Source organism: Nocardioides ferulae (genome assembly GCF_003660455.1).
Lineage (GTDB): Bacteria > Actinomycetota > Actinomycetes > Propionibacteriales > Nocardioidaceae > Nocardioides > Nocardioides ferulae.
Genome location: NZ_QZVR01000018.1, coordinates 73349 through 86630 on the forward strand (window position 1 = coordinate 73349; position 13282 = coordinate 86630).

Here is a 13282-nt window from a genome sequence, read left to right on the forward strand (position 1 = left end):
GGCGGACACGCTCACCACCGCCCCATCGGGTGTGCCCGCGCCACCGACTGCATCTCGTCGAGGAGCGGCGCGAACTCGGCGGTGTGCGCGCCGTCGCGTCCGGTCGCCGCCGGGCGGGCGCGGCCGCTCGGCGGCGGCACCACACCGGCAGTCTCGAGCAGCGGGCCCAGCACCGCCGCGACCTGTTCGCGGACGTCTGCGGGGTCGGCGCCGACGCCGGCTCTGGCCGCCGCGACCTCGACGGCGTGGGTCTCCAGCGCCTCGACGTGCAGCGGCCACAGCGCCGCCACCGCGGCGACGGTGCGCCGGCGGGACTCCTCGGTGCCCCCAGCCAGCACCAGGAACCACTGGGCGGCCAGGTCACGGTGGTAGGCCAGCTCGGGCACCCCCTTGGCCGCCACCCCGGCCAGCACCTGGTCACGGCTGTGCCGCAGCCGCTCGAAGACCGCCAAGCGGGTGGTCGAGAGCAGCAGCAGCCGGACCACGGCCTGCGCGAAGTCGGCGTCCGCACCCTCGACGAGCCGGTGGTTGCGGAACCCGGCGGGCTCGCGGAAGAAGGCCAGTGCGTCCTCGGCCGGGATGGGTGAGCCGGCCGGCAGCGCGGGCACCAGCGCCGGCTCGGCGGTCGCAGCGCGCACCAGCAGGGGCCGGGCCTGGCCGAGCAGGTCGAGCGCGACGTTGGCCCAGGCCAGGTCGAGCTCGAGCTCGGGCGCCCGGCTGCACCACCACGTCATCCGCTGAGCGGCCACCAGCGCGTCGTCGGCCAGCCCGAGGGCGTACGCCGCGAGCAGCGCGCCGTCGACGCCGTCGGGGATCGAGGTGTCGAGGCTGGCCAGCGGGTCGGCGAACTCGGCACCGAACGCCCATCCGTCGTCGAGGAGGCTCACAGGTGGGACACCCCCTCGGGGACCTGGTAGGCGGTGGGGTGGCGGAAGACCTTGTCGGCGCTCGGCTCGAAGAGCGCCTCCTTCTCGCCCGGGTCGGAGGCGGTGATCGCCGCCGCCGGCACCACCCACAGGCTGACGCCCTCGTTGCGGCGGGTGTAGACGTCGCGAGCGTGGCGCAGCGCCAGCGCGGGGTCGGGGGCGTGCACCGACCCGACGTGCACGTGGTTGAGGCCGCGGCGGCTGCGCACGAACACCTCGTAGACCGCCCACTCGTCGGTGTGTGGCTGGTCGTTCATCTCTTCTCCTCCGACCGAGTCGTCAACCGTTCCGCGACACGCCGGGTCTCGACAGGCTCGACCACCGAAGCGGGAATCGTTGACGTGTCGGCGTGGACCCGGGACGACTTCTCGGCGTAGGCGCGGGCGGCCTCCCGCACCCAGGCGCCGTCGTCGTGGGCGCGCTGTCGGTGCGCCAGCCGCTCGGTGCTGCACGGCCCGCGGCCGGCGAGCACCTCGCGGAACTCCGCCCAGTCCGGCTCGCCGAAGTCGTGGCTGCCTCGCTCGGGGTTCCAGCGCAGGTCCGGGTCGGGGAGCGTCACGCCGAGCGCCTCGGCCTGCGGCACCGTCATGTCGACGAACCGCTGCCGCAGCTCGTCGTTGCCGTGCCGCTTGATGCCCCAGGCCATCGACTGCGCGCTGTGCGCCGAGTCGGCATCGGGCGGGCCGAACATCATCAGCGCCGGCCACCAGAACCGGTCGACCGACTCCTGCACCAGTGCCCGCTGCACGTCGGTGCCCTGCATCATCGTCCAGAGCAGCTCGAAGCCCTGCCGCTGGTGGAACGACTCCTCCTTGCAGACCCGCACCATGGCCCGGGCGTAGGGACCGAACGAGGTGCGGCACAAGGGCACCTGGTTGACGATCGCCGCGCCGTCGACCAGCCAGCCGATCGTGCCGACGTCGGCGTAGCTCGGGGTGGGGTAGGCGAAGATCGAGGAGTACTTCTGGGCCCCGGCCAGCAGCAGCCTGGTGAGTTCCGCGCGCTGCGCGCCGAGGGTCTCGCAGGCGGCGTACAGGTAGAGGCCGTGGCCGGCTTCGTCCTGCACCTTGGCCAGCAGCACCGCCTTGCGGCGCAAGCTCGGGGCACGTCCGATCCACGCGCCCTCCGGCTGCATGCCGATCACCTCGGAGTGGGCGTGCTGGGCCATCTGCCGCACCAGGGCACTGCGGTAGGCCTCGGGCATCGGGTCGCCGGGCTCGATCCGCTCGCCGCGGGCGAGCAGCCCCTCGAAGGTGTCCACCGTCTGTTGCGCCACCGCGCCTCCCGATTAACTGACCGATCGGTCAGTCTCAGTGTGTCACGGGTCACATAGAGTGACAAACGTCGGCGGGTGGGGACCAGCACGGCCCCAATCACACGACTCGAGGAGCAGACATGGCCAAAGCCAAGGGATCCGGCAGCAGCAAGCTGCTCGCCACCATCGTCGGACTGATCGGAGCGCTGATGATCGTGGCCGGCGCGGTCACCTGGTTCATGGTCCAAGACCAGCTGTCCGACGCGCGGATCACGGTCGCCGACGACGCCGACTTCCTCGCCGGAGACGACGTTGACGGACCGTTCTCCGCCTACGCCCAAGCGCAGATCATCGACAAGCACGCCCTGGAGGCCACCGGCGGCAAGGCCTATGCCGAGCTGGACCGCGAGGACCCGCTGCGCGAGACCGCAATGTCGGCCTCGTTCCTGCGCGCCTCGCTGTTCACCTCCGTGGTCGCGTTCGGCGTCGCGGCGATGGCGATGGGTCTGGGACTCACGCTCATCCTGGTCGCGCTCGCGCTGATGTCGGCCGCCAAGGCCGCCAACCACGCTGCCGGCACCGGCCCGGTGACCCGCACCGACGGACCGGCGACCGCCTGACCGACCGCTCGACCCGAGCGTCAGACCGGCCGGCGCCGGCGGGCTTGTCGCCCGTCGGCGCCGGGGTCTACGGTCGACGCGCCACAGCTGTGGCGCAGATCACTCGGGAGGGCTTATGCGTCGAACCATCCGTGCCGCACTCGTCACCGCGGGCCTGACCGCGGCCCTGGGCGCGAGCGCGCTCCCGGCCCAGGCCGTCGGCCCGGACGACGACGAGCGAGCCATCGCCCGGCACTCACTGCGCGGGCCGCTCACCGACCAGAGCTTCTACTTCGTGATGGCCGACCGGTTCGCCAACGGCGACACCGGCAACGACACCGGCGGACTCACCGGCGGGCCGAACGAGACCGGCTTCGACCCCACGGCGCGCGGGTTCTACCAGGGCGGCGACCTCGCCGGCCTGACCGGACAGCTCGACTACATCGAGGGTCTCGGCACCGACGCGATCTGGTTGACCCCGGTGTTCAAGAACAAGGCGGTCCAGCTCGAAGACGGCCCCTCGGCCGGCTACCACGGCTACTGGATCACCGACTTCACGCAGATCGACCCCCACCTCGGCTCCAACGACGAGCTGACCGCGTTGGTCGACGCTGCCCACGAGCGGGGCATGAAGGTCTTCTTCGACATCATCACCAACCACACCGCCGACGTGATCGGCTACGAGCAGGGCTCCCGCACCGCCTACGTCCCCAAGGACGTCGAGCCCTACCGCGACGCCGACGGCGAGCCGTTCGACGACCGCGACTTCGCCGGCGGCCCGCTCTCCGACCAGGCGTTCCCCGAGCTCGACCCGGCCACCTCGTTCCCGTACGTCCCGGTGCTCGATGACGGCGAGGAGGACCTCAAGGTCCCCGCCTGGCTCAACGATCTCTCGCTCTACCACAACCGCGGCAACACCACCTTCACCGGCGAGGACAGCCAGTACGGCGACTTCTTCGGCCTCGACGACCTGTTCACCGAGCACCCGACGGTCCGCGACGGCATGATCGACATCTACCGCACCTGGGTCGAGGACTTCGGCATCGACGGCTTCCGCATCGACACGATGAAGCACGTCGACGACGCGTTCTGGGAGTCGTTCGGCCCGGCCCTGCTCGAGACCGCCCACGAGCAGGGCAACGACGACTTCCTGATGTTCGGCGAGGTCGCCCTCGACGGCAGCGGCGCCGCGGCGAAGGCGTTCACCTCGCACTACACGACCTCGGCGCAGATGCAGGCGATCCTCGACTTCCCGTTCCAGTGGGCGGCCGAGGACTTCGCTGCGAAGTCCCAGGGCAACAGCCGGCTCGGCCGGTTCTTCCGCAACGACGACTGGTACACCGACGCCGACTCGAACGTGTACTCGCTGCCGACCTTCCTCGGCAACCACGACATGGGCCGGTTCGGCTTCTTCGTCGGTGCCGAGAACCCCGACGCCGACGCCGACGAGCTGCTGGCGCGAGACCGGCTCGGCCACGAGCTGATGTTCCTCTCCCGCGGGCAGCCGGTCGTCTACTACGGCGACGAGCAGGGCTTCACCGGCGGTGGCCCCGGCAACGACCAGTACGCCCGGCAGACGATGTTCGCCAGCCAGGTTCCCGACTATGCCGACGACGTCCAGCTCGGCACCGACGGCAAGACCCCGGCCACCGACAGCTTCGACCCCGAGCACCCGCTCTACCGCACGATCGCCGACCTCGACGCGCTCACCGAGCGACACCCGGCCCTGCGCGACGGCGCCCACCAGATGCGCTTCGCCTCCGCCGGCGGTCCGGGCCTGGTGGCCTTCTCCCGGATCGACGCCCGTGAGCAGCGCGAGTACGTCGTGGCGCTGAACAACGGGGAGAGCCAGGCAACCGCACGGGTCCGCACCTACGTGCCGCGAGCCACCTTCCGCAAGATCTACGGCGAGGGGCCGAAGCGGCTGCGCACCAACGGGTCGCGCGCCCTGAAGGTCAGCCTGCCGGCACTGTCCACCGGCGTCTACGCGCTGGTGGGCCGGGTTCCCGAGTCCCGCCGGGCGCCCCAGGTGAAGATCGGCCGGGTCTCGCCGGCCGCGGTCGCGCGCAGCCGGATGCAGGTGCCGGCCCGTGTCGGCGGCACCTCCTTCAACGAGGTCACCTTCTCCGCCCGCGTCGCCGGCGGCCGCTGGCACAGCATCGGCACCGACGACACCCGCCCCTACCGCGTCTTCCACGACGTCTCCGACCTTGCTCCGGGCGTGCGGCTGCGCTACCGCGCGGCCGTGCTCGACAACGCCGGCCACAGCCGGACCAGCCGGCCGGTCGGGTCGCGCGTCCCGTCACCGTCGATCACGGTGAACGCCCCCGGGGCCGGCACGGTCTCGGCGATCGACCCACTCACCGTGGCCGCGACCGTCGACCCCGAGCGGCCCACCCAGAGCGTCCGGTTCGAGCGCGCCGTCGGCGACGGCGACTGGCAGACGATCGGCACCGACACCTCGTCCCCGGCCTACCAGGTCACCGACGACGTCTCCGACCTGCCGCTGGGCACCGAGCTGCGCTACCGGGCGATCCTGCTCGAGCCGGGCGCCCCCGAGGTGACCAGCGCCGAAGTGGTGGTCACCACCGCACCGCCCACGCCCGCGCGCGACACGGTGACGCTGGTCGGTGACCTGCAGAGCGAGGTCGGCTGCCCCGAGGACTGGAGCCCCGCCTGCGAGCAGTCGCGGCTGGCGTTCGACGAGACCGACGGCAAGTGGCACGGCACGTTCGACCTGCCCGCCGGCACCTGGAGCTGGAAGGTCGCCATCGACGGCTCGTGGGACGAGAACTACGGCGCCGGAGGCGCGGCCGGCGGCGACAACCTCAGCCTGGAGGTCCCCGAGGGCGGCGGCAGCTACGTCTTCACCTGGGACCAGTCCAGCCACGTCCCCTCGGTGGAGCCGGCTACGCCGTAGGAGCCCGACCGACCCGGCTGCGGGGCCGGCGACGCGATGGCGTCGCCGGCCCCGACGCATGTCCGCCGGCGGCGCGGGGAACATCCCCCTGGGGGGAATGGTTAGGCTAAGGACCAACCCCCCAGGGGGATACCGCCAGCGAGTACCCGCGCGGCCGTCGGCCGCAGGAAGGCAACCGCATGCACCCGACCAACCAGACCCTGCCCCGCGAGGTGGACGTCGCGAGCGCCGCGTCGGTGCTCGAGAGCGACACGGCCACCGTCCTCGACGTGCGCGAGCCGATGGAGTACGTCGAGGCGCACGTGCCCGGCGTCCAGTTCATCCCGATGAGCCAGCTCGCCGCCCGTCTCGACGAGCTCGACCGCGGGCGCCCGGTCTACGTGATCTGCGCCAGCGGCAACCGCAGCCTCGCCGTGGCGGACTTCCTCGGCGCGCAGGGCTTCTCCGCCACCTCGGTCGCCGGAGGCACCACCGCCTGGATCCGGTCCGGTCGCCCGGTCGAGAGCGGGCGCGCATGAACGCCCCGACGCAGCGGGTCGACGGCCTGACCGTCGTGCCGCTCGAGACCCCGTCGCTCGGCGACCGCAGCTACCTCGTCCACGACGGCACCGTCGCGTTCGTCGTCGACCCACAGCGCGACATCGACCGGGTGCTCGCCCTGCTCGAGGAGCACGACGTCCGGCTGACCCACGTCTTCGAGACCCACATCCACAACGACTACGTCACCGGCGGACTGGCCCTGGCCCGGGCCACCGGCGCCGCCTACCTCGTCAACGCCGAGGACGACGTGGCCTTCGACCGCACCCCGGTGCGCGACGGTGACACCGTCGCCGTCGGCGTCCGGATGCAGGTGACGGCGGTCGCGACCCCCGGGCACACGTTCACCCACCTGTCCTACACGCTCACCGATCGCGCGCAGGCGGACGAGGAGGGCACCATCGGGGTCTTCTCGGGCGGCTCGCTGCTCTACGGCTCGACGGGCCGGCCCGACCTGCTCGGGCCCGACCACACCGATGCTCTGGTGCGCCACCAGCACGCCTCCGCGCACCGGCTGGCCGACCTGCTCCCCGACGACGCCGAGGTCTTCCCCACCCACGGCTTCGGCTCCTTCTGCTCGGCCACGCAGTCCGAGGCGACCTCCTCGACGATCGGTGAGGAGCGGCGGGCGAACCCGGCACTGACCCAGGACGAGGAGACCTACGTCCGGGAGCTGCTCGACGGCCTGGGCGCCTGGCCCGCCTACTACGCCCACATGGCCCCGGCCAACGCAGCGGGGCCGGGCGCACCCGACCTCAGCCCCCCGCAGCGCGCCGACGCCGCCGAGTTGCGGCAGCGGATCGAGGCCGGCGAGTGGGTGGTCGACCTGCGCAACCGCACGGCCTTCGCCGCCGGCCACGCCGCCGGCACCCTCAACTTCGGGCTCGACGGCTCGTTCTCCACCTATCTGGGCTGGCTGATCCCGTGGGGCACTCCTGTCACGCTCCTCGGCGCCACCGCCGAGGACGTCGCCGAGGCCCAGCGCGAGCTGGTGCGAATCGGCATCGACCGCCCCGCCGCGCACGCCACCGGCGGCCCCGAGGACTGGTCCGACCAGGCGCCGACCTCGTTCCCGACCGCCACGTTCACCGAGCTGGCGCAGGTGCGCCATCACCGCCCGGTGACCGTGCTCGACGTGCGCCGCGCCGAGGAGTACGACGACACGCACATCGACGACGCCCTCCACATCGCCCTGCACGAGCTGCTCGACCGCCTCGACGAGGTGCCGCAGGGCGAGGTGTGGGTGCACTGCGCCTCCGGCTACCGGGCCTCGATCGCCGCCTCGCTGCTCGACGCGGCCGGCCACCGGGTCGTCGCCATCGACGACGAGTTCGAGGACGCCGAGAAGTCCGGGCTCGACATGGTGCGGCAGGCGGCCTGACTCCGTGTCCGTCATCCTGGCCGTCGCGGCCGGGCTCCTGATCGGGCTCAGCCTCGGCGCGCTCGGTGGCGGCGGCTCGATCCTGGCCGTTCCCGTCCTGGTCTACCTGCTCGACCAGTCCCCCTCGCAGGCCACCACGGGCTCGCTCGTCGTGGTGGGCGTGACCTCGCTGATCGGCGCGGTCTCAGCCCACCGCCGCGGCCGCGTGCTCGTCGGCCGGGGGCTGGTCTTCGGCGGGGTCGGCGTCGCTGGGGCCGCCGCCGGCGCCAGAGCCGCCGCCCGGGTCGGCGACGACGTGCTATTGGGTGCGTTCGCGGTCCTGATGCTCGTGGTCGGCCTGGTGATGGCGGTGCGCCAGCTGCGCGGGCGCAACCGTCCCGGAGGTGACCAACCACCACCTCAGTTCGACGATCCGATCATCACGTTCCGGCCCACCTTCGCCTGTCAGTGCCCCCGCGCCCTCAAGGTGCTGGTGACCGCCACCGCAGTCGGCCTGCTGACCGGGTTCCTCGGCGTGGGCGGCGGGTTCCTGGTGGTGCCGGCCCTCGTGGTGGCTCTCTCGCTGCCGATGGCGTACGCCGCGGGCACCTCGCTGGTGGCGATCTCGCTGACCAGCGCGGCCGCCCTCACCGTCCGCGCCGGCTCGGGCGTGGCCCCCGACTGGCCGCTCGTGCTGCTGCTCACCGCGGCCTCCGCGGCAGCGGCGGTGCTCGGCACCCGGCTGGCGGCACGCACCGACAGCCGACGGCTCGCCGCCGCGTTCACGGCCCTGGTGCTGGGGGTGGCCGCCTACACCGCCAGCCAGGCGCTGCCGGCGCTGGTCTGATTCGGTTGAGCGGTAAAGTCGCACGCCTCCACCAGCGGCATCGCGCTGCCGCGACGGATCCCCCCGACTGATAGCGTCGCCGTCCATGAGCACCACGACGTCGCTCGCGGTGCAGCGACGTCACTTCCACACCGCACTGATCGCCTACGGGCTCGGTTGTGTGGTCTTGGCGCTGCTCTACTTCCCCGCCTGGTCCGCCGGCATCGCGGAGGCCGCGAGTCTCGCCGGACTCCTCGCCGTCCCAGCGGCCGGCATCGTGGGCTGCCTGCTGCGCGCCCGGGTGACCAGCGGACGCCGTCGACGCGCCTGGCTGCTGATCGTCGTGGCCGGCGCGGTGGCCATGCTCTCCAACGTCTGGACCGCAGCCGCGGGGTCGGACCCGGTCGACCACCCCAGCCTGGTGTCCGACCTGCTGATCATCTCCGCGCAGCTGCTCGCCATCGCCTCACTGATCCAGTTCCCGACCGCGCGGCGGCGCCGGTTCGACCTGATGCTCATCGGGCTCGACGCGCTCGTCATGGGCATGGCCGTGCTCTCCTCCACGATCGTGCTCGTCTATGGCGAGGTGCTCGACTCCGTCAGCGACTTCGACGGCCCCACCCGCTACACGTCACTGCTCTTCCCGCCCCTCGACGTCGTGCTCGCCACGGTGGCGCTCCTGCTGGTCCTGCGCAGCTCGGGAACGGACCGACCACCGTTGGTTCTGGTCGCTAGCGGGTTCGTGATGTACGCCGTGACCGACCTCGCGTTCGCGGTTCAGGTGGCGCAGGCGAGTTTCGAGTTCGGCACGGTCGTCGACCTCGGCTGGATGGCCGGCTACCTGCTGATCGGCCTCGCCTCCTGGTACCCCAGCGTCCCCCAGCGCCAGCCCGTAGCCACCGACGTCACCTCACGCACGGTCGACACCGCACTGGTCTACAGCGTCCTGCTGTTCGCCGCGTCCGTCCAGCTGGTCGCCAGCCGCAGCTTCACCCTCACCCAAGGCGGGCTGTGGCTGGTGCTGGTGCTCGCGGTCGCCACCCGGCAGATCCTGCTCAGCTACGACAACGCCACGCTGCGCCGCGGGTTGGAGCGCCAGGTGCGCGCCCAGACCGACGACCTGAGGCGGCTGGCCCGGCAGAACGAGGTGCTGCTCGCGTCGGTCGGCGACGGCATCTACGGCGTCGACGCCGACGGTCGGATCACCTTCGTCAACCCCTCCGGAGCAGCGGCCCTGGGCTACCGCGCCGACGAGCTGCTCGGTCGTCACGCGCACGAGGAGTTCCACGCCCCCGCACCCGACGGCACGGCGTACCCGTTCGAGGGTTGCTACATCGCCGAGGCCATCACCCAGGGGCTGTCTGCCAACGCCGAGGAGGACACCTACCTGCGTCGTGATCGGCAGCCGTTCCCGGTCGAGATCACCGCCAGCCCCCTGCTCGACGACCACCAGGTCCGTGGCGCGGTCGTGGTCTTCCGCGACGTCACCCAGCGCCGTGAGATCGACCGGATGAAGAACGAGTTCCTCTCGGTCGTCAGCCATGAGCTGCGGACCCCGCTGACCTCGATTCGAGGATCGCTCGGGCTCATTGCCAGCGGTCGGTTCGGCGCCCTCAACGAACGTGGCGAGTCGCTGGTGTCGATCGCGCTCGAGAGCAGCGAGCGTCTCACCCGGCTGATCAACGACCTGCTGGACCTCGAACGGATCGAGGGCGGCAACCGCCCCCTCGACCTGCACCAGCACGAGGCAGCCGACCTGGTGACCGGCTCGGTCACCGAGATGCAGGGCTTCGCCCGCGACCGTGGGGTGCGGCTGGTGGCCGCCCCGAGCTCCGGGCGCGTCGTCGCCGACCGGGACCGCATCGTGCAGACGCTCACCAACCTGCTCAACAATGCGATCAAGTACTCGGACGAGGGCGGCGAGGTGACGGTCGAGGCCCGCCTGCACGAGACGGAGGTCACCTTCCGCGTGTGCGACCAGGGCCGTGGCATCCCGTCGGACAAACTGGAGTCGGTCTTCGAGCGGTTCCAGCAGGTCGACTCCTCCGACGCCCGTCAGAAGGGGGGCACCGGTCTCGGTCTCGCGATCAGCCGTGAGATCGTCCAACGGCACGGCGGCCGGATCTGGGCCGAGAGCGAGCTCGGCAGCGGCACGACCGTCACCTTCACTCTGCCCGCCAGCGGGCACGGCCCGGCCCCGCACTGAACCGACATCCCCGAACGAAGGAGCACCGCCCCGCCATGCCCGCCCCCGGCCACCATCTCGACCTGCCCCGAGGTGTCGACATCACGGTGCGCGCAGCCACCGGCAGCGGCACCACGCCCCTGTCGGCGTTCGACACCGCACTCCTCGCGGCGGGAGTCGCGAACTTCAACCTGATCCCCCTGTCCTCGGTGATCCCCCCGCACAGCACGGTGCGGCTCACGACCGAGCCGCTGGCCGGCACCCACGGCGACCGGCTCTACTGCGTGATGTCGTCCGCCCAGGCCGCTGTCCCCGGTGACGAGGTCTGGGCCGGGATCGGCTGGGTCGTGGACGCCGAGAACGGCAAGGGCCTGTTCGTGGAGCACCACGCCGCGACCGAGGAGGTCCTGCGTGACCTGATCGAGTCCAGCCTCGCCGACATGTGCCGCAACCGAGGCGGCGGCTACGGCGAGGTGCAGACGGCGGTGTCCCACGCCCGCTGCGAGGAGCAGCCGGTGTGCGCGCTGGTGCTGGCTGCGTACGAGGTGGAAGGCTGGAACGTCGACAGGGGGGAGAGCGATGTCTGAGCAGTCGATCCGGGTCACCGTCGAGTCCGACCTCGACGAGGTGACCGCCGAGCGCTACTACGACCTCTACTACGACACCTTCAAGGACCTGGAGACCCGGGCGGTCGCCCGCCAGCTGCTGCACCGCCACGAGTTCCTCGAGGAGATCCACGACCCCCGGGTGATGAAGTACGTCGCCTGGGACGGCGACCGGCCGATCGGGCTGACCACGCTCACCAAGGACCTCGCGACGGTGCCGTGGATCAGCCCGGCCTACTTCGCCCACCACTACCCCGAGCACACCGCGCGCGGCATCGTCTACTACCTCGGGTTCACGCTGGTCGAGCGCGAGCACCAGCAGAGCAGCGTCTTCACCGCGATGATCGACGCGGTCATCGACGAGGTCCACACGGTCCGCGGCGTCTGCGCGTGGGACATGTGCCACTACAACAACGAGATCCTGGGGCTGGGCCCGATCGTGGCGAAGATGCTGGGCGACCTGCCCGGTCTCGAGGTCGGCGTGGTCGACACCCAGACCTACTTCGCCGGCGTCCACGAGCTCGGCTAGGCCCGCCGGGGGCCGACGGGTGGCCGCCGATCAGCGAGCGCGGCCGGCCGACCCCTAGCATGCAGGTCCGGCGTCAGGGAGGGCGCCGGGAAGGGAAGTGCTCGGTGGTGCCCAGCGTGCTGGTGGTCGACGACGACGACGACGTCCGTGAGATCACCCAGATCGCACTCGAGGCGATCGGCGGCTGGAACGTGCTCGCGGCCAGCGGCGGGCAGGAGGGGTTCGAGCTGGCGCTCGAGCACCTGCCGGACGCCGTGCTGCTCGACGTGATGATGCCCGGCCTCGACGGGCCCGCGACCTTCCGGCTGCTGCGCGCCGACGAGCGCACCCGAGAGATTCCCGTGGTGCTGCTGACCGCGAAGGTGCAGGTCGGGGACCGTCAGGTGTGGGACGACCTCGACGTGGCGGGCGTGATCTCCAAGCCGTTCGACCCGATGACGCTCGCGACCGAGGTGAGCCGGATCCTCGGCTGGCCCTAGCACCCGGGCCGGATCGACCGCCACCCGACACCTGTGGGTGGCGTCCCGGTCACCCGCCGTTGACGTCGCCCGCCCACCGTCGGAGGTGCCCGGCCACCCACCGGGGTGGCTCCGACGCATCGGACGGTCGCCTTGCCCATCTCACCGGCTCTCGCACCCGCCCTCCCACCGACTCCCTCGCCCCTCACCTCCCCGCACACCCGCCGAACGGCCACCGGCACGCTGTCGGCCGTCACGACCCGGCTCGCCGTCGTCGCGCACCGCGGGGCCTCCGGCGAGGCCCCCGAGAACACCGTGGCCGCGGTGCGACTGGCCCTCGCCCAGGGTGCGGACCTGATCGAGAACGACCTGCACCGCACCCGCGACGGCGCCATCGTCGTTCACCACGACGCCACCCTCGCCCGGACCACCGACGCCGCCCGGGTGCTGCCGGGCCGCGCCCCCTGGGCCATCGCCGACCTCACCCTCGCCGAGGTGCGGCGGGTCGACGCCGGATCGTGGTTCGGCCCCGCCCACTCGCGCGAGCCGGTCCCGACCCTGACGGAGTGGGCCGCGGCCGTGGGCGGGCGAGCCGGCATGCTGCTGGAGGCCAAGCGGCCCGAGCTCTACCCCGGGCTCGCAGCTGACCTCGCGGCGGAGTTGCGCACCGTGCCCGCGCTCCGCTCCGCCGTCGCCCGCGGCCGAACGGTGGTGCAGTGCTTCTCGCACCGCTGGCTGCGGCGGTTCGCCGAGGCCGTGCCGGAGGTCCCGGTCGGGGCGCTGGTGGCCCTGCCCCCGACGCCGGCGCTGGTGCGCGAGACCGCCAGTTGGGCGGCCTATCTCAACCCCGCCGCGACCGTCGTCGACCGCGCCGCGGTGACCCGCATCCACGACCACGGGCTGCGCACCTTCGTCTGGACCGTGGACCGACCGCTGGCGATGCGGCGCGCCGCCCGGCACGGCGTCGACGGCATCATCACCAACCACCCGGCCCGTTGCCGCCGGGTGCTCGCCTGAGCCTCGCTGAGCCCTGCCCTCCGGCCCACCCGGGCCTCTGCCCTCACCAGGGCTGGAGGATGATC

At 72.2% G+C, this 13282-nt stretch carries 13 protein-coding genes; 10 read left to right on the forward strand and 3 right to left on the reverse strand.

Annotated features, from left to right (window positions below):
- Positions 1-11 precede the first annotated feature (11 nt).
- The 3 genes from paaC to paaA are packed head-to-tail and all read right to left on the reverse strand — an operon-like array spanning position 12 to position 2202.
- Complete coding sequence (gene paaC / locus D6B71_RS17070; RefSeq protein WP_121257273.1) at positions 12-887, reverse strand: 1,2-phenylacetyl-CoA epoxidase subunit PaaC; 876 nt, start codon at positions 885-887, stop codon at positions 12-14.
- Positions 884-1183, reverse strand: a complete 300-nt coding sequence (gene paaB, locus D6B71_RS17075) for a 1,2-phenylacetyl-CoA epoxidase subunit PaaB (protein ID WP_121257275.1) — start codon at positions 1181-1183, stop codon at positions 884-886. Before paaB ends, paaC begins: the two co-directional genes overlap by 4 nt.
- Positions 1180-2202 carry a 1,2-phenylacetyl-CoA epoxidase subunit PaaA gene (gene paaA, locus D6B71_RS17080; RefSeq protein ID WP_121257277.1) on the reverse strand — a complete coding sequence of 341 codons (1023 nt, stop codon included), beginning with the start codon at positions 2200-2202 and terminating at the stop codon, positions 1180-1182. Before paaA ends, paaB begins: the two co-directional genes overlap by 4 nt.
- 119 nt (positions 2203-2321) lie before the next feature.
- Here paaA and D6B71_RS17085 point away from each other — a divergent pair, with 119 nt between their 5' ends.
- The 10 genes from D6B71_RS17085 to D6B71_RS17130 all read left to right on the forward strand — a co-directional run bounded on the left by D6B71_RS17085 (position 2322) and on the right by D6B71_RS17130 (position 13217).
- Positions 2322-2801 carry an aromatic ring-opening dioxygenase LigA gene (locus D6B71_RS17085; protein ID WP_206051819.1) on the forward strand — a complete coding sequence of 160 codons (480 nt, stop codon included), beginning with the start codon at positions 2322-2324 and terminating at the stop codon, positions 2799-2801.
- A gap of 115 nt (positions 2802-2916) precedes the next feature.
- The gene (locus D6B71_RS17090) at positions 2917-5700 is read left to right on the forward strand and encodes an alpha-amylase family glycosyl hydrolase (RefSeq protein WP_121257279.1); all 2784 of its coding nucleotides are present in this window, start codon (positions 2917-2919) and stop codon (positions 5698-5700) included.
- Between the two features lie 179 nt (positions 5701-5879).
- On the forward strand, positions 5880-6218 hold the full coding sequence (locus tag D6B71_RS17095) for a rhodanese-like domain-containing protein (protein WP_121257281.1): 339 nt from the start codon (positions 5880-5882) through the stop codon (positions 6216-6218).
- On the forward strand, positions 6215-7618 hold the full coding sequence (locus D6B71_RS17100; RefSeq protein WP_121257283.1) for an MBL fold metallo-hydrolase: 1404 nt from the start codon (positions 6215-6217) through the stop codon (positions 7616-7618). Before D6B71_RS17095 ends, D6B71_RS17100 begins: the two co-directional genes overlap by 4 nt.
- 4 nt (positions 7619-7622) lie before the next feature.
- Positions 7623-8444 carry a sulfite exporter TauE/SafE family protein gene (locus D6B71_RS17105; protein WP_121257285.1) on the forward strand — a complete coding sequence of 274 codons (822 nt, stop codon included), beginning with the start codon at positions 7623-7625 and terminating at the stop codon, positions 8442-8444.
- Positions 8445-8529: 85 nt separating this feature from the next.
- Positions 8530-10629, forward strand: a complete 2100-nt coding sequence (locus D6B71_RS17110) for a sensor histidine kinase (protein WP_121257286.1) — start codon at positions 8530-8532, stop codon at positions 10627-10629.
- 35 nt (positions 10630-10664) lie between these two features.
- Entirely contained in the window at positions 10665-11195 is a 531-nt protein-coding gene (locus tag D6B71_RS17115; protein WP_121257288.1) for a pyruvoyl-dependent arginine decarboxylase, read from the forward strand.
- Positions 11188-11742 (forward strand): hypothetical protein, encoded by a 555-nt coding sequence (locus tag D6B71_RS17120; RefSeq protein ID WP_121257290.1) that lies wholly within the window; start codon positions 11188-11190, stop codon positions 11740-11742. Before D6B71_RS17115 ends, D6B71_RS17120 begins: the two co-directional genes overlap by 8 nt.
- 107 nt (positions 11743-11849) lie before the next feature.
- Positions 11850-12221, forward strand: a complete 372-nt coding sequence (locus D6B71_RS17125; RefSeq protein WP_240641513.1) for a response regulator — start codon at positions 11850-11852, stop codon at positions 12219-12221.
- 132 nt (positions 12222-12353) lie between these two features.
- The gene (locus D6B71_RS17130; protein ID WP_164519718.1) at positions 12354-13217 is read left to right on the forward strand and encodes a glycerophosphodiester phosphodiesterase; all 864 of its coding nucleotides are present in this window, start codon (positions 12354-12356) and stop codon (positions 13215-13217) included.
- Positions 13218-13282 lie beyond the last annotated feature (65 nt).